This is a genomic window from Bacillus sp. UMB0728, from assembly GCF_002858875.1.
GTDB classification, from domain to species: domain Bacteria; phylum Bacillota; class Bacilli; order Bacillales; family Cytobacillaceae; genus Bacillus_AB; species Bacillus_AB infantis.
In genome coordinates this window covers 946,336-972,286 of record NZ_PKLA01000001.1, presented here as the reverse complement: position 1 = coordinate 972,286, position 25,951 = coordinate 946,336, and the positions used below count along the sequence as shown (strand labels likewise).

Annotated in this window: 29 protein-coding genes and 1 pseudogene; 19 read left to right on the top strand and 11 right to left on the bottom strand. The window is 44.9% G+C overall.

The window, feature by feature from the left end; all coding sequences use genetic code 11:
• The first annotated feature begins 220 nt into the window (after positions 1–220).
• Complete coding sequence (gene sigH / locus CYJ37_RS05045) at positions 221–871, top strand: RNA polymerase sporulation sigma factor SigH (protein WP_009793205.1); 651 nt, start codon at positions 221–223, stop codon at positions 869–871.
• Between the two features lie 120 nt (positions 872–991).
• Here sigH and CYJ37_RS05040 read toward each other — a convergent pair whose 3' ends face one another.
• Positions 992–1,447 carry a general stress protein gene (locus CYJ37_RS05040; RefSeq protein ID WP_009793206.1) on the bottom strand — a complete coding sequence of 152 codons (456 nt, stop codon included), beginning with the start codon at positions 1,445–1,447 and terminating at the stop codon, positions 992–994.
• 231 nt (positions 1,448–1,678) lie between these two features.
• Between CYJ37_RS05040 and CYJ37_RS05035 the strand changes: the two genes are divergently transcribed.
• A complete protein-coding gene (locus tag CYJ37_RS05035; protein WP_101548291.1) occupies positions 1,679–2,500 on the top strand; it encodes an STAS domain-containing protein in 822 nt (273 codons plus the stop codon).
• Positions 2,501–2,547: 47 nt separating this feature from the next.
• On the opposite strand, the gene CYJ37_RS05030 is transcribed toward CYJ37_RS05035, so the two are convergent.
• On the bottom strand, positions 2,548–3,126 hold the full coding sequence (locus CYJ37_RS05030; RefSeq protein ID WP_101548290.1) for a helix-turn-helix domain-containing protein: 579 nt from the start codon (positions 3,124–3,126) through the stop codon (positions 2,548–2,550).
• A 205-nt stretch (positions 3,127–3,331) separates the two neighbouring features.
• Between CYJ37_RS05030 and CYJ37_RS05025 the strand changes: the two genes are divergently transcribed.
• From CYJ37_RS05025 to CYJ37_RS05020, 3 genes are all read left to right on the top strand, one after another.
• Entirely contained in the window at positions 3,332–4,441 is a 1,110-nt protein-coding gene (locus CYJ37_RS05025) for an AI-2E family transporter (RefSeq protein WP_009793210.1), read from the top strand.
• Positions 4,442–4,505: 64 nt separating this feature from the next.
• Positions 4,506–4,667 (top strand): hypothetical protein, encoded by a 162-nt coding sequence (locus CYJ37_RS27055; protein ID WP_022544023.1) that lies wholly within the window; start codon positions 4,506–4,508, stop codon positions 4,665–4,667.
• A 108-nt stretch (positions 4,668–4,775) separates the two neighbouring features.
• Positions 4,776–5,651 carry a DUF2785 domain-containing protein gene (locus tag CYJ37_RS05020; protein WP_101548288.1) on the top strand — a complete coding sequence of 292 codons (876 nt, stop codon included), beginning with the start codon at positions 4,776–4,778 and terminating at the stop codon, positions 5,649–5,651.
• 39 nt (positions 5,652–5,690) lie between these two features.
• Here the strand turns inward: CYJ37_RS05020 and CYJ37_RS05015 are convergent, their stop codons facing one another.
• On the bottom strand, positions 5,691–6,824 hold the full coding sequence (locus tag CYJ37_RS05015; RefSeq protein ID WP_101548465.1) for a sensor histidine kinase: 1,134 nt from the start codon (positions 6,822–6,824) through the stop codon (positions 5,691–5,693).
• Between the two features lie 415 nt (positions 6,825–7,239).
• Between CYJ37_RS05015 and CYJ37_RS05010 the strand changes: the two genes are divergently transcribed.
• The 7 genes from CYJ37_RS05010 (at position 7,240) to CYJ37_RS04980 (ending at position 14,483) form a co-directional block, all read left to right on the top strand.
• Positions 7,240–8,166, top strand: coding sequence for an ABC transporter ATP-binding protein (locus CYJ37_RS05010; RefSeq protein ID WP_374703142.1), 927 nt, complete (start codon positions 7,240–7,242; stop codon positions 8,164–8,166).
• Complete coding sequence (locus tag CYJ37_RS05005; RefSeq protein WP_009793216.1) at positions 8,159–9,112, top strand: ABC transporter permease; 954 nt, start codon at positions 8,159–8,161, stop codon at positions 9,110–9,112. The genes CYJ37_RS05010 and CYJ37_RS05005 overlap by 8 nt, the downstream gene beginning before the upstream one ends.
• A 505-nt stretch (positions 9,113–9,617) precedes the next feature.
• Positions 9,618–10,070 (top strand): HIT family protein, encoded by a 453-nt coding sequence (locus CYJ37_RS05000; protein WP_101548287.1) that lies wholly within the window; start codon positions 9,618–9,620, stop codon positions 10,068–10,070.
• Positions 10,063–10,770: a protein phosphatase 2C domain-containing protein gene (locus tag CYJ37_RS04995; RefSeq protein WP_308302642.1), complete on the top strand. Its 708-nt coding sequence runs from the start codon at positions 10,063–10,065 to the stop codon at positions 10,768–10,770. Before CYJ37_RS05000 ends, CYJ37_RS04995 begins: the two co-directional genes overlap by 8 nt.
• Positions 10,771–10,911: 141 nt before the next feature.
• Positions 10,912–11,319: a hypothetical protein gene (locus tag CYJ37_RS04990; RefSeq protein ID WP_101548285.1), complete on the top strand. Its 408-nt coding sequence runs from the start codon at positions 10,912–10,914 to the stop codon at positions 11,317–11,319.
• A 148-nt stretch (positions 11,320–11,467) separates the two neighbouring features.
• Positions 11,468–13,648 (top strand): malate synthase G, encoded by a 2,181-nt coding sequence (locus CYJ37_RS04985; RefSeq protein WP_101548283.1) that lies wholly within the window; start codon positions 11,468–11,470, stop codon positions 13,646–13,648.
• A gap of 217 nt (positions 13,649–13,865) precedes the next feature.
• Positions 13,866–14,483 (top strand): hypothetical protein, encoded by a 618-nt coding sequence (locus tag CYJ37_RS04980; protein ID WP_101548282.1) that lies wholly within the window; start codon positions 13,866–13,868, stop codon positions 14,481–14,483.
• A gap of 42 nt (positions 14,484–14,525) precedes the next feature.
• On the opposite strand, the gene CYJ37_RS04975 is transcribed toward CYJ37_RS04980, so the two are convergent.
• Positions 14,526–14,900: a nucleotide excision repair endonuclease gene (locus CYJ37_RS04975; RefSeq protein WP_009793222.1), complete on the bottom strand. Its 375-nt coding sequence runs from the start codon at positions 14,898–14,900 to the stop codon at positions 14,526–14,528.
• A gap of 187 nt (positions 14,901–15,087) precedes the next feature.
• Between CYJ37_RS04975 and CYJ37_RS04970 the strand changes: the two genes are divergently transcribed.
• Positions 15,088–15,621 carry an RNA polymerase sigma factor gene (locus CYJ37_RS04970; protein WP_094767754.1) on the top strand — a complete coding sequence of 178 codons (534 nt, stop codon included), beginning with the start codon at positions 15,088–15,090 and terminating at the stop codon, positions 15,619–15,621.
• Positions 15,605–16,516, top strand: a complete 912-nt coding sequence (locus tag CYJ37_RS04965; RefSeq protein WP_101548281.1) for a hypothetical protein — start codon at positions 15,605–15,607, stop codon at positions 16,514–16,516. The genes CYJ37_RS04970 and CYJ37_RS04965 overlap by 17 nt, the downstream gene beginning before the upstream one ends.
• 409 nt (positions 16,517–16,925) lie before the next feature.
• Here CYJ37_RS04965 and CYJ37_RS04960 read toward each other — a convergent pair whose 3' ends face one another.
• Both CYJ37_RS04960 and CYJ37_RS04955 read right to left on the bottom strand, forming a co-directional pair.
• Positions 16,926–17,417: a GNAT family N-acetyltransferase gene (locus CYJ37_RS04960; RefSeq protein WP_101548280.1), complete on the bottom strand. Its 492-nt coding sequence runs from the start codon at positions 17,415–17,417 to the stop codon at positions 16,926–16,928.
• 155 nt (positions 17,418–17,572) lie between these two features.
• Positions 17,573–17,746 (bottom strand): annotated as a pseudogene (locus tag CYJ37_RS04955) (YozQ family protein); the annotation flags it as partial.
• Between the two features lie 111 nt (positions 17,747–17,857).
• Between CYJ37_RS04955 and CYJ37_RS27050 the strand changes: the two are divergent.
• Entirely contained in the window at positions 17,858–17,998 is a 141-nt protein-coding gene (locus tag CYJ37_RS27050; RefSeq protein WP_022544018.1) for a hypothetical protein, read from the top strand.
• Positions 17,999–18,756: 758 nt separating this feature from the next.
• Here the strand turns inward: CYJ37_RS27050 and CYJ37_RS27615 are convergent.
• The 4 genes from CYJ37_RS27615 to CYJ37_RS04935 form a co-directional block, all read right to left on the bottom strand.
• Positions 18,757–18,867: a biofilm-forming protein gene (locus CYJ37_RS27615; RefSeq protein WP_101548278.1), complete on the bottom strand. Its 111-nt coding sequence runs from the start codon at positions 18,865–18,867 to the stop codon at positions 18,757–18,759.
• Positions 18,868–18,924: 57 nt separating this feature from the next.
• Complete coding sequence (locus CYJ37_RS04945; RefSeq protein WP_101548276.1) at positions 18,925–19,809, bottom strand: PIG-L deacetylase family protein; 885 nt, start codon at positions 19,807–19,809, stop codon at positions 18,925–18,927.
• Between the two features lie 149 nt (positions 19,810–19,958).
• Positions 19,959–20,138: a hypothetical protein gene (locus tag CYJ37_RS04940; RefSeq protein WP_009793231.1), complete on the bottom strand. Its 180-nt coding sequence runs from the start codon at positions 20,136–20,138 to the stop codon at positions 19,959–19,961.
• 121 nt (positions 20,139–20,259) lie between these two features.
• Positions 20,260–20,634, bottom strand: coding sequence for a hypothetical protein (locus CYJ37_RS04935; RefSeq protein WP_101548274.1), 375 nt, complete (start codon positions 20,632–20,634; stop codon positions 20,260–20,262).
• 146 nt (positions 20,635–20,780) lie between these two features.
• On the opposite strand from CYJ37_RS04935, the gene CYJ37_RS04930 reads away from it, so the two are divergent.
• A complete protein-coding gene (locus CYJ37_RS04930; RefSeq protein ID WP_101548272.1) occupies positions 20,781–21,596 on the top strand; it encodes a metallophosphoesterase in 816 nt (271 codons plus the stop codon).
• A gap of 510 nt (positions 21,597–22,106) precedes the next feature.
• Here CYJ37_RS04930 and CYJ37_RS04925 read toward each other — a convergent pair.
• Positions 22,107–22,922, bottom strand: a complete 816-nt coding sequence (locus tag CYJ37_RS04925) for a helix-turn-helix domain-containing protein (protein ID WP_101548270.1) — start codon at positions 22,920–22,922, stop codon at positions 22,107–22,109.
• 135 nt (positions 22,923–23,057) lie between these two features.
• Here CYJ37_RS04925 and CYJ37_RS04920 point away from each other — a divergent pair, with 135 nt between their 5' ends.
• Genes CYJ37_RS04920 through CYJ37_RS04910 form a run of 3 tightly spaced genes read left to right on the top strand, consistent with a single transcriptional unit; the run spans position 23,058 to position 25,839 of the window.
• Positions 23,058–23,825 (top strand): sugar phosphate isomerase/epimerase family protein, encoded by a 768-nt coding sequence (locus tag CYJ37_RS04920; protein WP_101548268.1) that lies wholly within the window; start codon positions 23,058–23,060, stop codon positions 23,823–23,825.
• 5 nt (positions 23,826–23,830) lie between these two features.
• Positions 23,831–24,874 carry a Gfo/Idh/MocA family protein gene (locus tag CYJ37_RS04915; RefSeq protein ID WP_101548266.1) on the top strand — a complete coding sequence of 348 codons (1,044 nt, stop codon included), beginning with the start codon at positions 23,831–23,833 and terminating at the stop codon, positions 24,872–24,874.
• A complete protein-coding gene (locus tag CYJ37_RS04910) occupies positions 24,871–25,839 on the top strand; it encodes a sugar phosphate isomerase/epimerase family protein (protein ID WP_101548264.1) in 969 nt (322 codons plus the stop codon). The genes CYJ37_RS04915 and CYJ37_RS04910 overlap by 4 nt, the downstream gene beginning before the upstream one ends.
• The last annotated feature ends 112 nt before the right edge of the window (positions 25,840–25,951 follow it).

Sequence of the window (25,951 nt, the reverse complement as noted above, 5' to 3'; positions counted from 1 at the left end):
CCCATGCAGCCAGCTTAAATCCACAGCAATAGACGTCCAATCTTCTGCCTGTGCTTCACTGAGTGTCATAGTTTGTAAAGAAAGCTCGCTATTTGTTCATATCTTTTAGGCGGAAAATGGTTTAAGATAGAAATAAGTTAATAGACGGACTTTTTAGAAAAAACAATAATGGTATTGTCAGTCAAACTTCAGACTCAGAATGATAGATGGAGGGATATGAGTGAGTGCAAGCATCGCAGTAAAACTGATAGAAGACTATTCAAACTATGAAGACGAAACACTGGTGGTCCTTTTTCAAAATGGGGATGGTATGGCATCTGAATATCTTATGAAAAAATACAGGCACTTTGTCAGGGCGAAGGCGAGCAAATTCTTTTTGATCGGCGGAGACAAAGATGATCTTTTTCAGGAAGGCATGATCGGGCTATATAAAGCCATCCGTGATTTCAAGGAGGACAAGCTTGCTTCATTCAAAGTGTTTGCTGAGCTGTGCATTACAAGGCAGATCATCACCGCTGTAAAAACGGCCACCCGCCAGAAGCAAATGCCGCTTAATTCCTATATTTCACTGGACAAGCCGATATATGAAGATGAATCCAAGCACACACTCATGGATATCCTCCCGGGAACCATGGTTACAGATCCGGCCATTCTGATTGTGAACCAGGAGAACACTGCAGACATCGAAGAGAAAATAGCCGAGAAGCTGAGCGATCTGGAACGGAAGGTTCTCGATCTATACGTTGCCGGCCACTCTTATATTGAGATCTCTGAGGAACTGGATACTCACGTCAAATCAATCGACAACGCCCTCCAGCGCGTTAAACGAAAACTTGACCGCTATCTTGAAAGACGTGAGCTGGTCATTTAAGGAACGGGGAGCTCCCTTTGGAAACAGGGGGCTTTTTTCTTTGGAAGCAGAGTTGTGAATTGTCCTATCGTACGGGGATCCAATAAAAAATGAAATCCCGGCAAACGCCGGGATTTCCGATCAATATCCTTCCCTTCTGGCAGATGGTTCATCTCCTGGAGTATCTCCAAGCTGGTTCCCTTCATGGGAAGGGCGAAGCAGTTCATCTTCTTCAATGGTGTTATCAACAAACAGGACATATTGCCCGTCAAATACCCTCTGCGCAAACTCTTCTGCATCTTTATCAGCTGCACCATAGCTCGCGTACTCATCGTTTGAGTGGATACCTGAGCTGGTTCCCGGATCTGCACCTAAAAACAAGGCTTTAGCGGAATCCAGAAAGCGCTGGTTTCCGAGTTCCTGTGAGCCGATGATTTTGGCAATGGCCCCGTATGTTTCAGCAAGTGCTTCAATATTGGATCCGTCCTTTGAAACGATTACCAGCTTTCTGCTGTTATAGCCGTTGTCCTTAGCTGAAGAGAGTGCTTCCGTAAGCTCCTCGATCGAATCATAGCCGCCAATCAATTGATTATTCATGAATATTCTCCTCCAGTAGATTAATAGAATTACTTCTATCATTCCCTTGTTTTACTGGGAAGAAACGTTGTGAAGCTTTTCTCACATTACAGGGAGTTTTTGAAAAACCTCTTTGTAAAGCTTATTGGAATACATTTCTGCAGGTCCTGCATTAACTAATTATCTCTGAATGATGTCCCATGCTTTATAATGCGATATAATAGAGACATCGTAACTAGGAGGAATCGACACATGAAGCCATTTGACAAAATTTCTTCATATTTTAAGACCTATGCACAATCACTGGCAGATGAATTGGTGGATAGCATTGTTCAGGAATTTGACTTTGAGGTGCCAAAGGAAGAAATTCAGAATGCCAAAAAGACTTATGAATCTTTTATGAAGTTTATTGGGGAGTCCATTGTGTCCGAAACTGAGAAGATGCCTGACGGATTGCTGGATTGGAGCAAGAAGAATGGGGAGCGGCAGGCAAAAAACGGCGGCCGCATTTCGGACATCTTAATGCGTTATCCTGATTCCAGGCAAGTGTTTATCGACAAAGTGACCAGGATAGGAAAAGAATTTGATTTAGGCATGGACGAAGTTGTACTGCTGATAAAAAAGGTGAATTTGATTCTGGATATCAGCATCAATGAAACTGTATTTGCTTTTGAACGATTTTCCGGATTACTTTTGGAAAGGGCACGGGATGAGGTTAACGAACTGACTGCTCCTGTCGTTCCCATACAAGATGGCATTGCTGTTCTTCCGCTGATTGGCTCAATTGATTATGACCGGGCCAAGCTGATTATGGAAAAAGTGGTGCCGGAAATTAAAAAACTGCAGATAGAATGCCTGATCATGGACTTTTCCGGCACTGTCAATATAGACGCCCAAATCGCAAAGTATGTATTTGATATCCGTAGTGTACTCCGTCTAGTAGGGGTGAATACAATCGCTTCAGGGGTCCGGCCGGATCTTGCGCAGCAGGCTGTTACAGAAGGAATCGATCTTACCTCTGTACCGACCTTTGCAAATGTAAAGCAGGCCATTGAGAGCCTTGAGGAAGAATGATTAGAAAAGGGTGAACCGTCCTGGTTCGCCCTTTTTGTGTACAGAAATTATCCGGATGGTGCATCAATGTCTTCTGTCAGTGTTATTTTGGACAGCTCTGTTAGTATGGTGGCAGCACCTATGATTTGTTTTGTGCTGTCAAAGAGTGGGTGGGCAAAGATCATATATGTATAAAGATAATTGTCCGGAAGTGAAAAGGAGACTGTTTTTCGGATCGAAATCTGTTTTTCTATGACAGTTCTTTTCATTTGTGCATACATTTGTCCCCCTATCCCAAGGCCCAGCTCATCGTCCCGTTTCCCTATGAGAGATTCAGGCGGGAATAAGGGATGGTAATTGAAAATCCATGTATATTTTAAATCCATGTCACAATGAGCGATGATCATGGGTGCAGCCTCCAGTGCATAACGGAAAGGACTTTCATCATCCGCATTAAAGGCAGAAGAGTGGAAGTTCAGGATCTGGGCAATCTTTTGCCTGATTTCCTCACTGGGATTCCTCACCCCGCTTTCAATTTGTGCATAATAAGCCCTGTCGATGAACGCCTTAGTAGCCACGGTCTCCTGGGTCAGCTTTCTGGCTTTTCTTATTTTAATTAACCAATCTCGTTTATGTTGTTTATACATGGCTCTAGGTTATCATGTATCACTGATAATGGGCGTGGCTTTTGAGACACAGGCTGCATATTTGATGGAGAAAAGGGTAGATGTATAAATTACTTAAAAGAATCTGGCTTTATTTAATGAATGGTCAGAAGTTAGAGTACGGATGAATGATGAAATGAAAGAGAGGGTATAAGTCTTTTATACATAATGAAAGTGATGTGATACTTTGCCAAGCTCTAAATGGTTTAAAATCGGCTATGGAATTATTATTGTGATGGTTATTATCTTCCTCGCAACGAAAATCGATTTTATTTTTACACCGATTGAAATATTCTTTGAAACTCTATTTATGCCTTTTCTGATATCGGGGGTTATTTATTATCTGCTGCGCCCCATCGTTTATTTCCTTAACAGGAAAAAGGTTCCAAAGGTTGTTTCCATCCTCTTGATCTACCTTATCGTCATTGGAGGGACAGCCGCACTTGTGTACTTTGTGGGGCCCGAGCTGCAGCGCCAGTTCAAAGATCTGATGGACAATTACCCGCAATATATAGAGGGGCTTAGAAACAAAGCGGATGAGCTTCAGAACAGCGCATGGTTTTCCCGTTTCCAGGAAAACGATTATATTACCTTCGACTATATTACAGAACAGATGAGTTCATATTTCAAATCAAACTTCTCGGATTTAAGCTCCCGCCTGACGGGCGTGTTCAGCATCGTCACGAGTGTTGTAACCGTGATTGTAACAGTGCCCTTCATTGTCTTTTATCTCCTGAAGGACAGCGAAGGGGCTTCAAAGGGCATGGTCAGATATTTGCCGTATTTCCAGGCTGCAGAGACAAGGAAAATACTAAAGGATATGGATGAAGCCCTCAGCTCCTATATACAGGGCCAGGCAATCGTCAGCTTCATTGTGGGTGTCATGATGTATATCGGCTATCTGATTATTGGAATCAATTATTCTCTTATTCTGGCTATTGTGGCCATGTTAACAAATGTCATTCCCTTCCTGGGGCCATTTCTAGCCCTAGTCCCGGCAGTCATCGTAGGGTTTACTATGTCGCCTTTTATGGCGCTGAAAGTCATTCTCGTGGTGATAGTGGTCCAGCAAATAGACGGAAATGTATCTTCTCCGCTCATCATGGGGAGAAAGCTGGATGTCCATCCGCTTACCATTATCCTGATCCTGTTGGTTGCGGGCAATCTTGCTGGTCTGATCGGGATGATCGTCGCTGTTCCTGCCTATGCAATCATCAAGGTCATCATCAGCCATGCCTACAGGCTTTATACATTGAAGAAGGCTGACCGTGACCAGATTATCCAGGTTGAAGATTGATGGTTTCAATCATGCAGAAAAACGGGAACAGAATAGTACAACCCATACAACAGGAGGAAGCTGCATGAACCGATATAAAATTGTATATAAAAACCGTGAGGACCAATTCATCAGCACTGAATTTTATGCAGACTGCATCACTGACCTGATTCCGCAGCTTACAAATCTTGAGAGGAAATTCAAAATTGTAGAAGTAAAGAATATGATGTACGCACAAAGAAAATGAAAAGAAAGCAGCGCTGAATGCCGGCGCTGCTTTTTCATGCTTAACAGCAGGAAGCGGAAGGCCTGGAGTCGAATCTTTACTGTTATGAAAAATTGAGGAGGAAGAAGTATGGCTTTCAAAGAAAGTGCGCCGGAGAAATCGTATAAGCTTAAGGAGAGATTAGAAGAATTATATGATGCTGCACTAACAGAATCGGAACTAATGAATTTGGCAAAAGCTATGCTTGAAGAAATTGGATCAGCTGATCCATATCTGCGGGATCATCTGATTTACACCAGTTTTGCCCGGCTTATTGGAGAAGGCAGCTTTTCACATATAATGCTTGAAAAAATCCTTGCCGTCTGCCAGGATGACAGTCATTTATTTTACCATCTCGGGGCAGAGGGAGATGACAGCGTGTTTACCCGCAGTTTTTCTTCCCTGGTGCTGGCATTGGTTATTCAAAAAGATGCAGCAGAGAGATTTCTTTCCGATCAAACAGTTCATTATACATATGGAAAAACATTGGAATATATGAAGAAAGAAAAAGACCTTCGGGGGTATGTGCAAGAAAAGGGCTGGGCACACAGCATGGCTCATGCAGCAGACCTCTTAAATGAGCTCGTCCGCCACCCGGTTATCTCCTGCAGCGAGCAGCTGCTCTTACAGGGGATGGATGTGATTTTTCATTGTGTATCAAGGAACGACGGCGTTTATACTGATGATGAACCCGAACGGCTCATTTTCCCGCTCACGGCTATCTTTGAAAAATCAAATGAAAGCACCTTGGCCAATAAATTGAATGAGCTGTCTCTATACGAGGAGGACACCAGAAAAAGCAAAAGTGATGGAAACGCCTATTATCATCTCAGGACCAATTTGATGATGTTTTATAAATCATTGTATTTCAGACTGAAATGGATTGATATATTTCCTGCTGGAAGGGATCTTCTTGAAGCGCATATCCGGAGACTCCATATTGAAGTCTATGGGGAGAAATTCTAAGAAGGGAATACAAAAGGAGGAGAAGAATCTGCTTCTCCTCTAAAATCTTTCATTTTTGGCAGAAGGGCTGAAAACAGGGAAAGAAAAGTAAAAGGTGGTGCCTGCCCCGACTTTGCTTTCGACTTTGATTGTTCCCTTCATAGCTTTGACGATGCTGAATACAACCATCATCCCCAAGCCGGTCCCTTTTGAGCCTTTCGTAGAATAATAAGGCTCGCCGAGCTTCTGCAGCTGTTCAGGAGTCATACCGACGCCGGTATCCTTGACCGATATTGAAATATGGCTTTTCGTATAATTGGTCTCGACAAGGAGGTCGCCGCCTTTAGGCATCGCTTCAATGGCATTTTTCAGGACATTGAGAATCGACTGGTGGAATTTCTGCCGGTCTCCTTCAATGGAACCAAGGATGGCAAAATTGGCTGTAATCCTGACAGAATTCTGATTAGCGAGTGGTGTCAGAATGTTGATTACCTGCGTGATTTCTTTTTTTACGTTAATTTCCTCTATATAGTCGAGAGAAGGTTTTGTGAAAGTTAAATAATCTTTTATAACCCTTTCTGCTGATTCAAGCTCGCCTTTAACGATATGCAGATACTCCCTTCTTTTTTCAAGGGGCTGAGGGTGCTCGATCAATAGCTGTACAAAGCCTGCCGCAGCTGTCAAAGGGTTGCGGATTTCATGTGAAATTGCGGCACCCATCTGCTCAACAGCTTCCAGCTTTTCAGTTTTTATCAGTTTCTTCTTGAGCTCAAGATCCTTTCTGACATATTCAATGATATAGGATATCATTGCGACCCCGACAGTCGGAACCGCCAGATGAGCGGCCCAGGCATCAAGCCTGCTTTCAGGTGAAGACCATATCTCCATAGCGATGACTGTCACTACACTTAAAATAACAGTCAAGAGGACCGAAAAGGCAATCCTTTTTGGCGGAGGCTGTATTTTGAATTTAGGATAAATGCGCCACAGTAAAAATCCGAGCGGCACATACAAAAGAACATTGAGCCAGAAACCGGTACCAAGTCCAAAGAACGAGCGGAAGACAATGGCAATCACGCTGAGCCAAAGGCCAAGACCGGCATACAAGCCGCCGATCAAAACCGGGATGAGCCTCAGGTCAAACTGGAAGTCGGACGAGGATTTAAAAGAAAACTGCAGGCTCATCCAAAGCATCAGTGATAGCCATATAAGGGACGACACGCGGGAAAAAGAGATTCTTTGCCTTCTCTCTGACCAAACCAATGAGAAAAAAAGAAGAATGATAATCAACGCCAAATTGAAAAACAAGTGCCTGGTTATTTCCATTTATTTCACCGCATTTTTGTATGTATATTAAAAATATTATAATTTTTTGTCAAAAGAAACAATACAATTAGCTTAATTTGACGAATATATTAACAGTTTCCCTAAAATAGTCATATAAAGACTGGGGCAGCTTTTAAGCCAGCAAGCATTGAATGCCTGTCTGGGAAAGACAGTTTGCTTAGTCTATCAAACAATCCAAATGGTGAAAAAGAGAGGAAATATTAAAAACTGCTAAAAAAATGAACCTTTTTCCAGCCTCTTCCGTATTATGGTTAGAACGAGAATGATAGGAGGCACAGTTTTGGATCCCATTTTGAAGCTGGACAATGTAAAAAAAGTGATCAAAGGAAAAGAAATCATCAAAGGACTCAGTTTTTCTGTAAACGAAGGAGAGGTATTCGGCTTTCTCGGCCCCAATGGCGCCGGTAAAACGACGACGATCAGGATGATTGTCGGCCTGATCGGGATTACAGAGGGTGACGTGGTTGTCTGCGGGAAAAGCATCCGCAAGGACTTTGCCGGTGCCGTTAGCCACATTGGTGCAATTGTGGAGAACCCGGAAATGTACAAGTTTCTGACCGGCTACCAGAACCTTATGCAATATGCACGGATGCAAAAAGATATCTCTAAAAAGAAGATTGACGAAGTAGTTGGGCTGGTCGGTCTGCAGGATAGGATCCATGACAAGGTGCGCACCTATTCGCTCGGTATGCGGCAGCGGCTCGGACTGGCGCAATGCCTGCTTCATGATCCGAAACTCCTGATCCTGGATGAGCCGACGAACGGCCTGGATCCTGCCGGGATAAGGGAAATCAGGGACCATCTGAAAATGCTCACCAGGGAAAAAGGCATGAGTGTTATCGTATCGAGCCACTTGCTATCAGAAATGGAAATGATGTGCGATCGGATTGCCATCATCCAGGATGGCCGGCTGGCAGAAGTGCAGCAGGTAAATGATTTTGTGCAGACCGGGTCGGTTTACGCTTTTGAAACAGGCGATCTCAGCCAGGCATTGTCTCTTTTAGAAGACAAATTCGGCATTGTCCGCACAGCAGATGGTTTTACAGCGGGCTGCACAAGAGACGAAGTGCCTGTTATCGTCGAAAGCCTTGTTGAACGCGGAATAGCGGTCTACGGGGTGAGAGCGGCTTCGCAAACATTGGAAGACAGATTCCTTGAAGTGACGGCTGGGGGTGTCAAGCATGGGTAGTTTAATCAAGAATGAATGGATAAAAATTTTCCGCAGAACAGGTACGCTTGTTATGGTCGGGCTTGTTATACTCTTTACAATGGTCTATGCCGGATTTGAGAAATATGACCAAGTAAAGAATGGCGGAGAGGAGCCGCAGGCTGACTGGAAGCAGACTATGGAACAAAGCATCCAGACTGACAAAACTGAGATGGAAGAAAATTTCAACGCCAATCTGGATATGTTCTATAAACGGCAAATTGCCATCAAGGAATACCAGATTGAGAATGATATCCCTCCCCAAACCGGATATTCGGTATGGTCTTTCGTAGAGAAAGCCCAGGCATTGATATCCTTTGCAGGCCTCTTTACCATCATCGTAGCTGCAGGCATCGTCGCCTCTGAATTTTCATGGGGAACAATCAAGCTCCTGCTGATCCGGCCAATCAGCAGATCGAAAATCCTGCTGTCCAAATACATAACCGTCTTTTTGTTCGGGCTTTTCATGCTGGCTTTGATATACGGGCTGGCCACATTGCTCGGTGTGATTCTGTTCGGTCTTCCATCTGAACAAATTCCTCATCTTGCCTATTCGGGTGGAGAAGTGGTTGAAAGGGGCATAGCGGGACATCTCGCAGTTTCCTATCTGCTCGCAAGTATTGATGTGCTGCTTGTCGCAACGATGGCATTCATGATATCAGCGGTTTTTCGCAACAGTTCACTTGCCATCGGCCTTTCCCTGTTTCTGCTTTTCACTGGAGGGACGGCAACATTTATTCTGGCAGGTCTTTTCGATTGGGCAAAATATATTCTTTTTGCCAACACGGATCTGACTGTTTATTTCGACGGAGTACCACCTGTGGAAGGAATGACGCTCACCTTTTCTGTCATCGTCCTGCTTGTGTATTTCACCATTTTCCATGCGCTTGCCTTCTGGCTGTTCAATAAAAGGGATGTATCAGCATAAAAGAGGAAGCCGGACATTTTCTGTCCGGCTTATTTAGTTAGCAGAAGAATGAGTTAAGATCTTAATGGTCAAAGCTGGAGGGTGCTAGTGCGGGGAACCAGGACCGTCTAAATCGGAAAAAGAGAAATAGAGGGTGTTAGTGAGGGGAAGCAGTACCGTCTAAATTGGAAAAAGAGAATCAGAGGGTGTTAGTCGGGGGAACTAGGACCGTCTAAATTGAAAAAAGGGAATCAGAGGGTGTTAGTCGGGGGAACTAAGACCATCTAAATTGGAAAAAGAGAATTAGAGGGTGTTAGTCCAAGAAACTAGAGCCCTCTAAACCGAAAAAGAGTCATAGACGGTGCTTCTGAAAAGAACTTCTGCCCACTAAGCCCCAAAAAAAGGGGATGATGCCAGCTCTAACGCCTGAATCCACTCCTTCAATCAAAAAAGCTATAATATCAGAAAATATAGACAACAACCAGCGGAAGTTATAATATACCAATTATCAAAGGAGGGAAATCGTATGGGTGATTGCTTTATTTGCAATAAGCACCAGGGGAAAATCAACACTTCAGGAAGTGTAATCTATGAGGATGAGTTTGTTTATGTTGGACATATTGACGGAGGCGGAAAGCCCGTTTATCTTGGACATTTGATGATTGACTTGAAAAGGCATGCACCGACACTGGCGGATTTAACGATGGGGGAAGCATCGGCTTTTGGGAAATCTATGGCGAGGATTAGCCGGGCCTTAAAGGAAAGCGAGGGAGCAGAGCATATTTATTCTCTTGTATCAGGTAACGCCGTTCCTCATCTGCATATGCATTTGGTGCCGCGCTACCCGGGCACACCGGAAAAACATTGGGGGCCAATGAGTGTGTATGACTGGGAGCAGGCTCCGATGGGAGATGAAGAGGAGGTCAGTGAAATCTGCCGCAGGATCAAGTCTTACCTCGAGGAGCAAAAACATGATTGATATTTGCTGGACCGGGAAGGATGCCCCTTACCTGGATAATCCAGATGTCAGGCAGGAATCCCGCATCACGATAGGGCGGTTTGGCGGAAATACAGAGGCCGGCCAGTATAAAAATGAGGATGGCTGCCTTGTCTGGGCTGATGGAAATCGGGAATGGGAGTTTGCCATTATACTGGATGCCCATGAATCAGCAGAAAGTGCAGAGCTGGTCCTGCAGCATATTCAGTCAAAAAAGGCAGACATATTAGAAATACTGATGCTTCCAGCTGATGCTGCAATACCTGGTGTGGAAAAGTTTATATTGGCCCTTCTGGCTTCTGAAGCGTTCAGGTTGGAATGCAGCAAGGTACAAGGAGAAACGGCCTGCCTGTTTGCTTTTCGGAAAGGTCAGTATCTTTGGTGGCTGTCTATCGGTGATTGTGTGCTATTCCTCTTTCACCCCGAACTGGCGGCTATGGGACAGCATCAGCTGAACCAGCGGCAATTTTTTGAATGGACAGGAAGGGCCAATGCTTTTGATTTGTCTGTTCCCTGTTATACAACAGGAAGGAGGGAGCTCAGAGCAGGCATAAATACCATCTTCCTTACGACCGATGGCCTCCTTGAATGCCCTGGATTGCCGTATGAAAACCCGGAAAAGATCATGTCGGCATTGAAGTATGCTTCAGATGGGCAGGGTGTGAAAGAAATGCTAGATTAATTAAGGCACATCAAGTCCGGGACAGTACTACGATCATCTCCTGGGAGGCGAGTTCTTCCAGCAGGCCATTAATGCCGGGAAACCTTTCAAGCAAGGGATAATATTCCGCAGGATGGGCAACATACAGGCGGAGGGCTGCCGATGGCCAAGTTAAAGCATATACAGCAGGATACCAATATTGAAAGCTACTATATAACTTTATGTGATGTTTATTTTTATCATCTCCCCGGAGAATCGGAAAAGGAAGAGCAGCGGCTGCAGGCGGCTGTTGAAACTTTATCGAGCTTGATTTATCATGCCATCAGCATAGACGGGACAACAATCAGGGAAATGGACAACAGCCGGTATGAGAAGGAGTACAAGCGGTTCTATACAGATATTATGAGGGCGATCAGAGAATGTTCGCAGAACGAAGTGGACTTTGGCGAATTTCTCGAAATATTGGACGAAATTATCAGCGCCGCCATTCTTCTTGCCAATGCATTCGAAAAAATTGATAAGGTAAAAGAAGAAGCCGCACAAGAAGATGAAGAAGAGGAAGAAGAATGACCGGTTCCGGATAGGGCCGGTCTTATTTCTGTTCATTAAAGTTTTAATTTTAAAAAAATAATTGTAAAGACTTCTTTTTTTATGCTATTCTGTACTATAACAGATTAGAGAAACAGCGTTGTGTAATATAAATCAAAGGAGGATAAGGATGGCAAACTATCGGAAAATCGGAAACTTGCAGGTGGATGAGGCTCTGCATCAATTTTTACAGAAGGAGGCGCTTCCCGGGACCGGCCTGGAAGAAAAAGCATTCTGGAATGGTTTTGAAAAGCTGATTGAAGTGCTTACACCAGAGAACAAAAGACTGCTGGCGAAAAGGGAGGAGCTGCAAAGGGAGCTTGACCGCTACCATTCTGAAAAACGCGATGACTTCAGCTTTGACGCGTATAAACAGTTCCTGCTCGATCTCGGTTACCTGCTCCCGGAGCCGGGAGAATTCAAGATCCGCACGGAAAATGTGGATGACGAGATTGCTCTGCAGGCAGGTCCGCAGCTGGTTGTGCCGGTCAATAACAGCAGATACAGCATCAATGCGGCCAATGCACGCTGGGGGAGCTTGTATGACGCCTTATATGGGACAGATGCGATCAGTGAAGAAGGCGGAGCAGAAAGGTCAATCGAGTATAATCGTGTGCGCGGAAATAAAGTAATTGAATTCGCAAAGGGATTTCTTGATCAGGCTGCCGCTCTTGACGGTGCCTCCCATAAGGAAGCTGTCAGGTATTCAGCGAAGGAAGGCAGTTTGGTCATTACTTTGAAGGATGGGTCATCCTCAAAATTAAAAGATCAGGAAGCTTTTGCCGGTTACAGGGGAGATAAGGATCATCCCGAGGCTGTATTGCTGAAGCATCATGGACTTCATTTTGAGATCCAGATTGACCGTGCATCTGATATTGGAAAAAGTGATCCGGCAGGCATAAAAGATATTCTTTTGGAAGCAGCTGTTACAGTGATCATGGATTGCGAGGACTCAGTTGCGGCTGTTGATGCGGAGGACAAGGTGCTCGTATACAGGAATTGGCTAGGGTTGATGAAAGGGGAGCTCAGCGCAGATTTCTCAAAGGGCGGTAAGATCATATCTAGGAAACTGAACGGTGTCAGGCACTATCGGGATCCTGAAGGCAATCTTTTTTCCCTGCAGGGCAGATCGCTTCTGTTTGTCCGCAATGTCGGCCATCTGATGACCAATCCGGCAGTTCTGGATAAGGAAGGAAATGAAGTGCACGAAGGAATCCTTGATGCTGTCTTTACGAGTCTGGCAGGGATGCATTCTCTTTTAAACACAGAGGAACCGGCTAACTCCAGGAAAGGGTCTATTTATATCGTTAAGCCTAAAATGCATGGGCCGGAGGAAGTTGCGTATGCAGGGGAGCTTTTTGATAAAACAGAGGATTTGCTCGGGCTTGATAGGAATACCTTGAAGATCGGCCTGATGGATGAAGAGCGCAGAACCTCACTGAATTTAAAGAGTTGTATAAAAGAAGTCAAAGACCGCATCGTGTTCATCAATACAGGCTTCCTTGACCGGACAGGGGACGAAATCCATTCAAGCATGGAAGCGGGCCCGATGGTGCGTAAAGGAGAAATGAAAAAGTCCAATTGGCTGCAGGCATACGAAACATCCAATGTTTCAACAGGACTGTCAGCCGGTTTTTCAGGCAAGGCTCAAATAGGCAAAGGCATGTGGGCTATGCCTGACAAAATGAAAGAGATGCTCGAGCAGAAGGGTGCCCAGCTCAAGACCGGGGCTAATACTGCCTGGGTGCCGTCACCGTCAGCGGCCGTCCTTCATGCATTGCATTACCATCAGATTAATGTAAAAGGTATCCAGGAAAAAGAGTGTCAAAACCCGTCCCTGTATAGAGATGAAATGCTGTCAATACCGGTGGAAACCTGCGGATCCTGGTCATCTGAAGAAATCCAGGTGGAAATCGAAAATAATGCCCAGGGTATTCTTGGATATGTGGTCCGCTGGGTGGAACAGGGCATTGGCTGCTCAAAAGTGCCGGATATTCATGATGTCGGCCTGATGGAGGACCGTGCCACTTTGAGGATATCAAGCCAGCATCTGGCCAACTGGATCCACCATAAAATTGTTTCTAGAGAGCAGGTCATGAATGCACTAAAGAAAATGGCGAAGATAGTTGATGCACAAAATGAGAATGAGCCGGGCTATAAGAGGATGTCTGATGATTTCAGCACTTCAGTGGCATTTCAGGCGGCCTGTGAGCTGATCTTTGAGGGGAGAAATCAGCCTAATGGCTATACAGAGCCTATTTTGCATAAAAGGAGACTGGAGGCAAAGTCGAAAATGGCTGTCCGGCAGTAAGGTAGAACGGATTTAAAAACCAATATAGTAAGTCAGCAGGCAGCGCCGCCGTTTTCATCCGGCTCGTCAGTGTGACATGGAGTGATTCCTTGTGCAGCCGCACTCAGCTGCTGATTGCTTCTGCGGGATGGTCTTGGCAAGCGCTTGAAGAAAATTGACCGTTTCGGATTCTCTCAGGTAAAATTTATCTATTCTTACAGAAATTGAGGGGATCTTATTGAAGCATATGAAACTGGTATTAGTATTGACTGGCCTGATCATGATGAGCGCTGCCTGTTCCGGAGCAGCGGAAAGCGAGCCAGCTTCAGATAAAATGACAGCAGCTCCTGTAAAAAATGCAATAGAGGAAGTGGATGCTGCAGGGAAGGAAAAGGATGCTGAAGAGGCGGCAGAGAAGGAAAGCTTTATCGCCAACGGAAAGGAATGGCAGCTCGGATTTACCGATTCTCAAAACGGGCTGTTCAAAGAATATGTCCTTGCGGGAGAAACGGTCGACAACTGGTCTGAGCTGATCACAGTCCAGCGCTTCAGCAATCCGAATGGGGCTCGTGTACAGGATTATGCTGCTCAATTTAAAGCTGCTCTTGAGAAGTCTGTAGCCGGAAATCTCCGTTTTCAGATCTTAACGGAAGATGCTAAGAATCTGTTTTACGAATTCGAGGTGACAGACGATGCAGTCCATCCTGACCAGTATGAAACAGGCAGGATTGAAAGCGAGGGAGGGGAAATTTGGTTCCTGCACTATGCCATTAAGGTCCCTGAAAGAGATAAGAGTGAAAAAGACGCCTGGCTGAATATTATGTCAACAGATGATCTGAAGAACTGGGGAAAATAAGAAAAAAACGAAGCAGCGATGCTTCGTTTTTTCGTTCATAGGTTATTTATAAAAAACCTTATCTGTATTATATTTGGCCTGGAGAGTATTGATGATATAGGTCTCATAAATTTCTCTCTCCATTGGGTCTTCTACATAAATCAAGGCAATTTTGTATACATCATGGCGGACATCCTTGATCGGTGAAACAGTGTCTTCAAAATGCTTCTTCACACGCTGCCTCAGTTTACGGGCTTTTCCTACAAACATCAGGTCCTCATTTGAATCAAGGAACAGGATCAATCCTCCTTTATCACGGGGGATTCGGTGGTAATCCGTAAAGCCGTAAAGATTGCTCAGTACGGAGGAGGTCTGTTCATCGGCATGCTTGTTTTTAGTCAGAGTCAAATCCGGATTTGGAATTTCAATTTTTATCATCTTCAGTCACTTCCTTTTCTTTAACTTGTAAATGGTATCATACCGGAAGCCTGATATCCACTATATCCTGATTATTTTACCCTTATATCAAGGATAAAAAAGGTTTTTCAATTTTTCTCTTCTTAAAGTGTCACAGTTTTGTCTTAAAGGCGACTAAGTATATAGAATATGAAAAGCAGGTGAGTGTGTGGGGAATCACAAGGAAAGACTGATCCTTGAATGGTATGAGCAATACGGCACAGAACTGTTCCGGTTTGTTTGGATTATGCTCGGAACAAAAGAGGGATGTGATGATATTGTACACGATACTTTTCTGAAAGCCTGGTCGGCCATAGATAGATTCGAGGAGAAATCGTCTGTGAAAACCTGGCTGTTTGCCATCGCCAAGCATAAGGTGCTCGATGAAATCCGCCGGCAGAAAAGGAGGAGGATTTTTCTCAGGAGATTAGCGGAAAGCTATATTCCATCTGGTTTGGATGTACAGAAGATTGTGGAGCTGAAGGAGGAAGCAAAAGAACTGATGAAACAGATCCAGGAGCTGAAGCCCAACTACAGGATTGTCATTATTTTAAGCAAGGTAGAGGAATGTACTTCGAAGGAAATCGCTGAAATCCTGGGCTGGTCGGAAGCGAAGGTACGCAAAACTCTTTCGCGCGCCATACAAATGCTGAAGAAGGAAAAGCGGATGAAAGGAGGCGATGGAATTGAAAGGTCAATATGATGACCACGAGTGGAATGCTCTTCGTGAGCTTGTGCCTGGCAGAGATGAAAGCGAGCAATTGAAAAGGAGAATCATGCATTCTGCAAGGAAGGGCAGTCACATAGGGCCAAATTTTTTCGGGGCAGGCTCAATTGCGGCGGCATGCCTGCTTTTCATTATTTGCGGAGCTCTGCTTTTGCTTTCCCTGCAGGAGTCAAAACTGCCAAAAGATGCTTCTTTTATTATGCTGGGTGGCCACCCCTATACTTGGGACCTGCCGGGGATTAAAGTGAAAACATCACAAGGTGAAGTTGAGTTCTTAAGGGGAGCGGAGGGGACGGAAACCAAGGCGGGCTTTGGCAAAAACATATCAGACCAGGACATGGACAGCATCGTATCTTCCCGCTCAATGTACGTCAGGCAAGAACTGGAGCATTTCCCTTATAAAACCATAATGTACATTGAGCATGTCAAGATGATGGATACGGCTCTCCGCTATCATTTTTTCATCCAGCCCGATGGCGAAGACTGGGTTTACTTCTCCTTTGATTATCCTAAATTTGAGTATGCAGAAATATTTCAGGCTATTGCCAGCTTGCGGTTCAAAGACGTCGACCCTTACATTCATCCGGAGCCCCTTTATGTCACCCATGGATATGGAGAGATATTGTATCCGGTTGGCCTGACGCCGGTCACTGTCAGCTCCGGGTATGAAGAATACCGGTGGGAGGAGGCTTCGAGCCGCAACCTTTCGGATTATTTAAAAGCTTTAGAGAACAGCCCGGCAGGATGGGAGAAACAGGAATCAGTCGGCAGTTCCGCTAATTATATATCCCATTCCGGACTTGTGGAAGTAGCCATCCGCCTGGAAGGCAATATACTCACATACACGATTCACTATAACAAACAGGAATAATTGCAGGCTGTTCAGTCACAGCATTTTTTATCAATTATAATGAAAGCCCCGGCATGACTGGTGTTGGGGCTTTTTGTAGGTGGTCTATAACTGGTATAGGTGCCTGTCACCTAAAAAATGACATATTTTGTTGTTTTCATTTTTGTAAAAAGGGTAAAGAGTAGTAAATAATTCAAATTGTAAGAGGGCGATTATGAACAGCATAGAATACTACATTTTTTTAGAGGAAATCCAACGGATGAAAAAAGAATATAACAGATGTAAAGACAAAGCCTTAAAGTCAGAAATTGTTAAGGATATCGAGCTATTGCAGACTGCGATCAACTGCGTAAGATAAAATGAAATCGTCTAAACCATGAGTTAGGCGATTTTTTGTTTTTTTATAAAGCCGGCATTCTGCCGGCCTTTGTCATTTATTGAAGAAATACTGATAAAAAAGGACATCCTGCCATTCCCCGAATTTAAAGCCGACTTCCTTAAATATGCCGATATAGTGAAATCCGAGCCTTTCGTGGAGCCTGACGCTTGCCTCATTTCCGGCAGTGAGGCCGCAGATGATGGTATGGTAGTCCAGGCTGGCTGCGCGGGAGAGCATATCCTCTACCAGACCCTTCCCGATCCCTTTCCCTCTGAAGCGGGATGATATGTATACAGAAAGCTCTGCTGTTTTCTCATAGGCCTGTTTATCGCGGAATGGTCCAATGGAGCAGTAGCCTGCAATTTGGCCATCTTCCTCTGCAACCGTCAGGGGATATCTGCCGCCGTATTTTTCGAACCAGGCCGTCCGATGTTCCAGGCTTTGTTCTTCGAGGTCAAAAGTTGCTGTCAGTGTGCGGATTGCTTCATTATAAATATCAAGAATGTCCGGCAAATCTTCTTTTACTGCTTCACGGATTATCATTTCATTATCCCTCCTGGTACTTATTTTAAAAGAGCAGAAGAAGGAGGGGAAGTTAATTGTCTTATTTCCTGACGACGAAAGGTCTCGGAATTATCAGCTTTAGAAAGCCGGTATTACGGAATAAAGCTGCTTGCGCAGGCAAGCAGCTTCATTGCCTATTCCTTCAGCTGATCCACAGTTCCCTCATTATAATCATCCCCGACTTGTTCATGGGTTTCAGCGAGACCCTGCTCCAGCTGGGAGTTCCCTTCATAATCGGATGCATTGAAGTATCTGGCGGCAATCTGTGTTGTATCAGGTTGGTTTTTCTTATTATTTTTCAATCGTTCCGCCTCCTTTCATCCATAGTATAAGTAAATTCAAGACAGATTATTTGGCTAGCGGGAATGTACATAATTGGAATCAGGAAAGGGGAAATTACAGTGGAGGAGGTGAGCCTCATGGCTAAAAATCAAAAGGGTGAAGACCGTACAAACGATCTTGGAAGATTTGCCGGAATATCCAAGGAATATGACTTTGAAACAGGAGCGCTTGATACAGCGGTACCACAAAGTCAAAGGAAGAGTGATCAGAAGAAATAGCACTATACAGGGTATTTCTTTAAGATAGAAAGCGGACTGGGAACTTTTTCAGAAATAGCGCTTCGAGCAGAGCTGGCTGGGACCGCTATTTTGGTGTTTTGCTGAAATAGTGGTTCCAGCGGTGCTGGCTAGGACCGCTATTTTTGGTTTTTGCTGAAATAGTGGTTGCAGCGGTGCTGGCTAGGACCGCTATTTTTGGTTTTTGCTGAAATAGTGGTTGCAGCGAGGCTGGCTAGGACCGCTATTTTGGTGTTTTGCTGAAATAGTGGTTCTAGCGGTGCTGGCTAGGACCGCTATTTTTGGTTTTTGCTGAAATAGTGGTTCCAGCGGTGCTGGCTAGGACCGCTATTTTTGGTTTTTGCTGAAATAGTGGTTGCAGCGAGGCTGGCTAGGACCACTATTTTTGATCTTAGGTGAAATAGTGGTTCCAGCGGTGCTGGCTAAGACCGCTATTTATGGTTTTGCTGAAATAGTGGTTGCAGCGAGGCTGGCTAGGACCGCTATTATTGATCTTAGGTGAAATAGTGGTTGCAGCGGTGCTGGCTAGGACCGCTATTTGGGATCTTAGGTGAAATAGTGGTTGCAGCGAGGCTGGCTAAGACCGCTATTTTTGATTTTGGCTGAAATAGTGGTTCCAGCGGTGCTGGCTAGGACCGCTATTTGCTGAAATAGTGGTTCCAGCAGAGCCTGCTGCAACCACTATTACGAATCATAGCTGAGCTTTATTTCCTGCCATTCTATTGAACCTATAACTTAAATCATTTCCGCCCCTGTTTCTTTTTGGCGTCGTTCTTCTGGAAAGCAGACTCCGTTTCATGGTCTTTTTGGATTTGTTCAATGCTTGAATTTTGGATGCCCTTTTTTGCCACTGCTATCACCGCCTCTCCATATTGATCCTTATATAGGTTGGCATTTCACTATGATTTTCATTCCCGATCAGCTGATTCAGCCAGGTGAAAATACTCCCGGTCAAAAATGCGGTAATAGATGGATGCAGGAATTTTATCATAATACGGCTGCACACTTGAAATCACTTCTTTTTGGGTCCGGTGGGCGAGGAGGACTTTTTTTCGCGAAGCAGCTTCAGTTGCCATTGGGAAAGCGATATCGGGCTCTGGAAGACCCTTGCTGGTATCCTTGGGATACTTCTCCTTGAAAGTTGGAGAGAGCTTAAGGGCCACTTCAATCATCGGCTTCGGCAGAGTAATCATATAATGCCTTTTAACAGAAGAATTCCCCTTGGAAAGCTCTTCCTTTGCCACTTCCCGCACCAGCTGGCCTGAAACCACATGGTCTGGATGGCCGTATAAGCCAATTTCATCATCATAAGAAATCAATACTGTCGGCTTAATCTCTGTAATCAAGTCTCTGATAACCTGTTTAATCTCCTCACCATTCACTTCTTCTAATCCTCCATCTGGAAAGTCAAAAATCTCCAGACGGTCCACGCCAATAATTTCAGCAGATTTCTTCACTTCCTTTGTGCGTTCAGCCCCAAGCTTATCCCTTGGGACAACCCCTCCGTCAGGACCTGCTTCGCCCCTGGTGAATACCGCGAGTGCAGTAAATGCATCCTTCTGTTTCCCCAGCTTAGAAAAGGTTCCGCTGACCATAATTTCATCGTCAGGGTGTGCAAACAGAGCAAGCACTCTTTTCGGCTCATTCTCCGGGAAAAGCTCCTGTGACACAGTCACTTCGCCGTCATTGACATAATAGTTGGCATAAATGATGGCAGAAACAGAGCCGAGCAGTAGAAAGATGAAGAGGATCCCCAACAAAACCACCAGCCTTTTTAGTGTTTTTATTTTCATATCAGACGTTCACTCCTTAAAGGTTGTGCTAGTCCAGTATATGAGTCGGGGATCAAAGAGATGTAAACAATAATAAACAGGTAAATAGAGCGTTTTTTCTTTCATCGGAAAATAAAAGAGACGCAAAATTTGCGCCTCCTACAACAGCTTTATATACTTTTCTTCATTCCGCATTTCCGGCATTCACGGAGAAAAATAAAATCCTTCACCGAGCTTTTGAACAAGGTATTATCGCAATTATCGCATCTCCCGCTTTTTTCGTCAGGATAATCCTTGTAGTCATATACAATACTTGTGTCAAATCCTTTTAGTTCGGTTGTTTCAGTCATGTAATTCACCCGCAAGTTAATTTTTATCTTTTTATCTTAGCAAACTTGGTGCTTTTTCGGTAGGGGAAAATAAGGATGGCTGTTTAGGAAAGACCGAGTATAACTAATGAGCAAGGCCTTTTTAAGCTTCCCTAACACCCATCCGTTCTCGCTTAATCCCATACCAAACCAAAAAAGATCCCCCAATAACAAACAGCGGTTCCAGCCAGTTGGCTTCAGGCCCGTTGGTGATCCGGTGGAGCTGGAAGATCCAGTGGAATACGGCGATGTCGAAGCTCAGGAACAAACCTGTTGCCGCTGTGAATCCATTGAAAAAGGCAGCAGTAAACAGGCGGTGGAAGATGAGCATCAGTATGCCCAGTACACAGACGCCAAAAAATACAGCCCCAATCCGTTCCATGCTGGTTTCGGCCTTTAGGCCATAAGCAAAGGCGTCAATCAGATGGAACAGGTTATCAGCAGCGATGATTCCAATTATAATGCCAAGCAATCTCATAGAAACACTCCTTCTCATTTACCAGAAAGTATATTGTACTATCTTTTTTGTAAAAGAGTCATAGTTTTTTTGAAGACTTCCTTCAACTCCCACTAGGACTTAGGGAATGAGACACTTATACTGGTTAAGTAGGAGGAGATGTGCGAATGTCATTATATTTTTTCTTGATTATTTCTGTCTACCTTGTCTATTCACTGTTTAAAGCAAATAAAAATACAAGTAAAATAGCTGTCAGGACAGTATCAGTCGAACGGCCAGATATTGTGCTTGCCGGCAATAAGATAAAGATTCTTCATTTGTCTGATCTGCATTTGGAGAATATCTCAATCAGCCCAAAGGAACTTTATGAGAGAATAGCCGGAAAGGATATCGACCTTATTGCCCTGACGGGGGATTTCATGGACCGAAAAAGGAGTTTGCCGAAACTGGCCCCTTACCTGCAAATGTTTAATAAACTCGAACCGCGATATGGCATGTACGCTGTTTTTGGCAATCATGATTATGTCCTGAAGGGAAAGAATTTTGCAGCCTTAAAAAAGATCCTTGAGGAAAACGGGTGCAGGACACTGCAGAATGAGCATTCGGTCATTGATATTAATGGAGAAAAGTTAAATATAATTGGAATTGATAATTACAGTACCAAGCATCATGATGTGGCTAAATCATATTTAGGAGTGTCTGATGGGTATAATCTGGTGCTTACGCATGATCCAAATGTTGTCCTTGAGATGAAGGACTATAAATATGATTATCTTTTATCCGGCCACTTCCACGGCGGCCAGATTCACTGGCCCAAACCGTATCACCTGGCTAAGATGGGAAAGCTGGTGCGCATGAATATGGTCAAAGGCTTGCACTATCATAACGGCATGCCTTTCTATATCAGCGAGGGGCTGGGGCAGACAGGGGTTAATATCCGCATCGGCAGCCGGCCTGAAATTACTTTTCATGAGATTGCATAATTTGTAGAAGGGCGCTTGAAGAGCATGCGCCTTTTTGGTGTGTCGAGGGATAGTAAATTTGTCTTTCTGAGGAAATGATAAACTTTTGGACCACCTGTTCAGGTGTGTGCTTTATATTGCGGCATGAGTCACTTTAAGTCGGGAATTATAGGTGCAGAGTGCTTCATATCAGTCACATGAGTCACTCTAAGTCTGGATGTATAGTGCAGAGTGCTTCATATCAGCGGCATGAGTCACTCTAATCTGGAAGTATAGTGGTAGAGTGCTTCATATCAGCCACATGAGTCACTCTAAGTCTGGATGTATAGTGCAGAGTGCTTCATATCAGCCACATGAGTCACTCTAAGTCTGGATGTATAGTGCAGAGTGCTTCATATCAGCGGCATGAGTCACTCTAAGTCTGGAATTATAGGTGCAGAGTTCTTCATATCAGTGACAAGAGGCACTCTACACCACTAGAGCCCCTGCAGAGTGCCTCATACCACCAACAATACCTCCCATCCAGAACCCTCAGCTCTTCACGCTCCCCATCCCTCCATATTCCATCCGCCGGTAAACCCCCGGTGCCCTGCCATGCATTTTGCTAAACACCCGGTGAAAATAGGGGTAGGTGCCAAACCCGCACTCTTCCGCAATCTGCTCCAGTGTCATGGTGGTATATTTCATCCTTTCCTCAGCAGCCGCGAGCCTGATTTCCATTGCATATTCCATGATCGTTTTCCCCGTGCTTTCCTTGAAGAGATGCACAGCACGCGAAACGCTCAATCCGGCATGGGCAGCTGCTTCTTCTACTTTAAAAGATGAAAGCGCATGCTCCTCAATGAACCTGAGCATTCTTGTGACTGCATATGGCCTGTGGGCAGAAAGAGACGATTCCTTCAGTGATCTTTCAAGCAAGATGCAGAGTGAGCGGAGAAGATAGTCGGACAGTTCATTAAACTCTTCCTTCGAAGGACGCCTTAATTCAATGATCAGATGTCTCCAGAGGGAAAGCAGCCGCTCATCTGCATCAATCCGTGCCACATCCGGTTTATTAGATCTCTTCCACCAATATTCAATCCATTTACCCTCACAGATAAGATGATAGTCGCCGCTCAAAATAGCCTTATCAGGAAGAAGGCTGTCGACCATCAGTTCATAATGATCCCCAGGCTTGATGAGAAGCAGGTCGCCTTTTTCCAATTTCCTGCGATTGCCTCTGACGATCGCTTCGCATGCTCCTTCTGTCTGCAGGCGGATCAGGTAGGAAGGGTAGCCGGACTTATGATGAGAATAAAAGGGCTGTGTATGGTATGAATAACCGCAAAACAATGCATCCGTTTTCAAAAAATGACCCCCGTCACTCAAAATAGCAAAATAGTGCATGTTTTAATCATATCATGAATGTTCAAATATTTAATGGTCACTTATGATGGAATCAAATAGTTTATTTTAAAAATTTGAGGAAGCGAGGGGATTAAGATGTCGGGAATACCAATTGCAGTACAGCTCTATACACTTCGTGAAGAAACGGAGAAAGATTTTGCGGGTACCCTGAAGAAAGTGGCAGAACTCGGTTTTGATGGGGTGGAATTTGCTGGTTTTGGAGGGCTGAGTGCAGAAAAAGTGAAGGAATTGACTGACGATCTTAATCTTGCACCGGTATCTGCCCATATCCCTCTGGCGGACCTTAAGGACAACCTGGACAATGTGATTTCCAATCTTAAAACGGTTGGAATTCAATATGCAGTTTGCCCTTACCTTATGCCGGATGAGCGGACAGAGGAAAGCTATCAATCACTCATTCCCCTGTTGAATGAAGCAGGCCGGAAGCTGAAGGATGCAGGAATCACATTATGCTACCATAATCATGATTTCGAGCTTGAAAGATTGAGTGACGGGAGGATGGCGCTTGAGGCCATTTTTGATGACAGCGACCCCGGACTGCTCCAGACAGAACTGGATGTCTACTGGCTGGCAAAAGCAAAGGAAGATCCGGCTGCCTGGATTAAAAGGTATCAAGGCAGGTCACCCCTTGTACATCTGAAGGATATGACCAGAGATGAAGAACAGTTCTTTGCGGAGCTTGGAAAAGGGAGCATCGATCTGCAGGAAATTCTCAGTCTTGGAGATGAAGCAGGAGTAAAGTGGTGGGTAGTAGAGCAGGATGCAAGCCGCCTGACGCCATTCGAAAGTATTGAAATAAGCATCAATTACTTAAAAGAACAATTTTCCACTAAAGGAGTTTGATACTGATGACTAAATTAAAAGCTGCTGTAATCGGCTGCGGAAGCATTGCCCAATATCGCCACCTTCCCGAATATGCCGCAAACCCATTTGTTGAAATCGCTGCTGTATGTGACAGCAACCTGGAAAGAGCAGAAGAGACAGCTGCGAAATACGGTGCCAGGGCATTTACCAATTATAAAGAAGCCATTGAAATGGAAGGGATCGACCTTGTCAGTGTCTGCCTGCCGAATTTCCTGCACGCTGAAGTTACTTTAGCAGCTTTGAATGCAGGCCGCCATGTTTTGTGTGAAAAGCCTATGGCTGCATCAAGGGAAGAAGCGGAAGCAATGAATGAGGCTGCAAGAGCTAACGGAAAGAAACTCATGATTGCCCACAACCAGCGCTTCACTGCTGCTCATCAGAAAGCAAAGGATATCATTGAGAGCGGCAAGCTTGGCAGGATCTTCAGCTTCAGAACGACATTCGGGCATGCCGGCCCTGAAGGATGGAGTGCGGATGGTGCTGACAGCTGGTTCTTTAATAAAAGGGAAGCCTTTATCGGTGCCATGGGTGATCTTGGCGTGCATAAAGCCGATTTATTGCGGTATCTGCTCGGCGAATTTACTGAAGTCGGTGCGCTGATTGCGACTAACGCGAAGGAAAATACAGAAGTGGACGATAATGCGGTCTGTGTCCTCCGGTCAGAGTCAGGTGCAGTCGGCACATTGGCAGCAAGCTGGTCTTATATGGGCGGAAGCGACAACTCCACTGTCATCTACGGGGAAAAAGGGACCCTCCATCTTGAAGCAGATCCGGAATATTCGCTGATTGAAGTTTACCGCGACGGCAGTTCGGTTCAGCATAAGCTGGACAAAATCCAGACAAACGAGGAAGGCGGACAGACAACTTCCCATGTTATCAATCATTTTGTTGAAAGTGTAGTAGAAGACAAGGAGCCGCTGATCAGCGGAGAAGAAGGCTTAAAGAGCCTTGAAATCATTCTTGCAGCAATCGAATCACAGAAAACAAAGCAAATTGTTCCTCTTAAGAAAGGGGTCCTGGCAGAATGAAACTTGGTGTTTTCGCAGTATTATTTTCACAAAAATCTTTCGAAGAAATGCTCGATCACGTAAAAGAAGCTGGTCTTGATGCCGTTGAAATCGGCACAGGCTGCTATCCTGGAAATGCCCATTGCCCATTGGACGAATTGCTTGAAGATGAGGCAAAAAGAAAAGCTTATCTGGAAGCTGTAACATCCAGAGGCCTGACGATCAGTGCATTCAGCTGCCACGGGAACCCGATTTCCCCTGATAAAACTTTTGCTGAAGAATCTGATGAAGTACTTAGAAAAACCATCAAGCTTGCTTCACTCCTTAATGTACCGGTCGTCAATGCCTTTTCTGGGACAGCGGGCGACAGTGAAGAAGCAAAACAGCCAAACTGGCCAGTTGTACCATGGCCGGCAGAATATGGCGATGTCCTGAAATGGCAATGGGAAAACAAGCTAATACCATATTGGAAGGAAATCGGCACTTTAGCAGAAGAACATAATGTGAAAATCGGCCTGGAGCTCCATGGCGGCTTCCTTGTCCATACACCTTATACGATGCTGAAGCTCCGCGAGGAAACAAGCCCAGCCATCGGGGCGAACCTTGATCCGAGCCATCTCTGGTGGCAGGGCATCGATCCGGTCGCAGCGATTAAAATACTCGGAAAAGCCGGTGCCATTCATCATTTCCATGCCAAGGACACCTATATTGATCAGGATAATGTTAATATGTATGGACTGACAGACATGCAGCCATATGGGGAAGTTCAGACACGCGCCTGGACGTTCCGCAGCGTCGGATGCGGCCACAGCATCCAGGAATGGAGCGATATGATGAGCGCCCTGAGGCTGTATGGCTATGACTATGTTGTCAGCATCGAGCATGAAGATCCGCTGATGTCGATTGATGAAGGGTTTGCACGCGCTGTGAAGAACCTGAATGAAGTTCTGATCCGGGAAACACCTGGGGATATGTGGTGGGCGTAATGATGTTCAGTAGCAAGTAGCTAAGTTTATGAGCAGGGTATCCAGGATGGATGCCCCGCTTTTTTTGTTTTGTGCCTTCTCAAGATGAATTGGAGCCTATAATAAGTAGGTG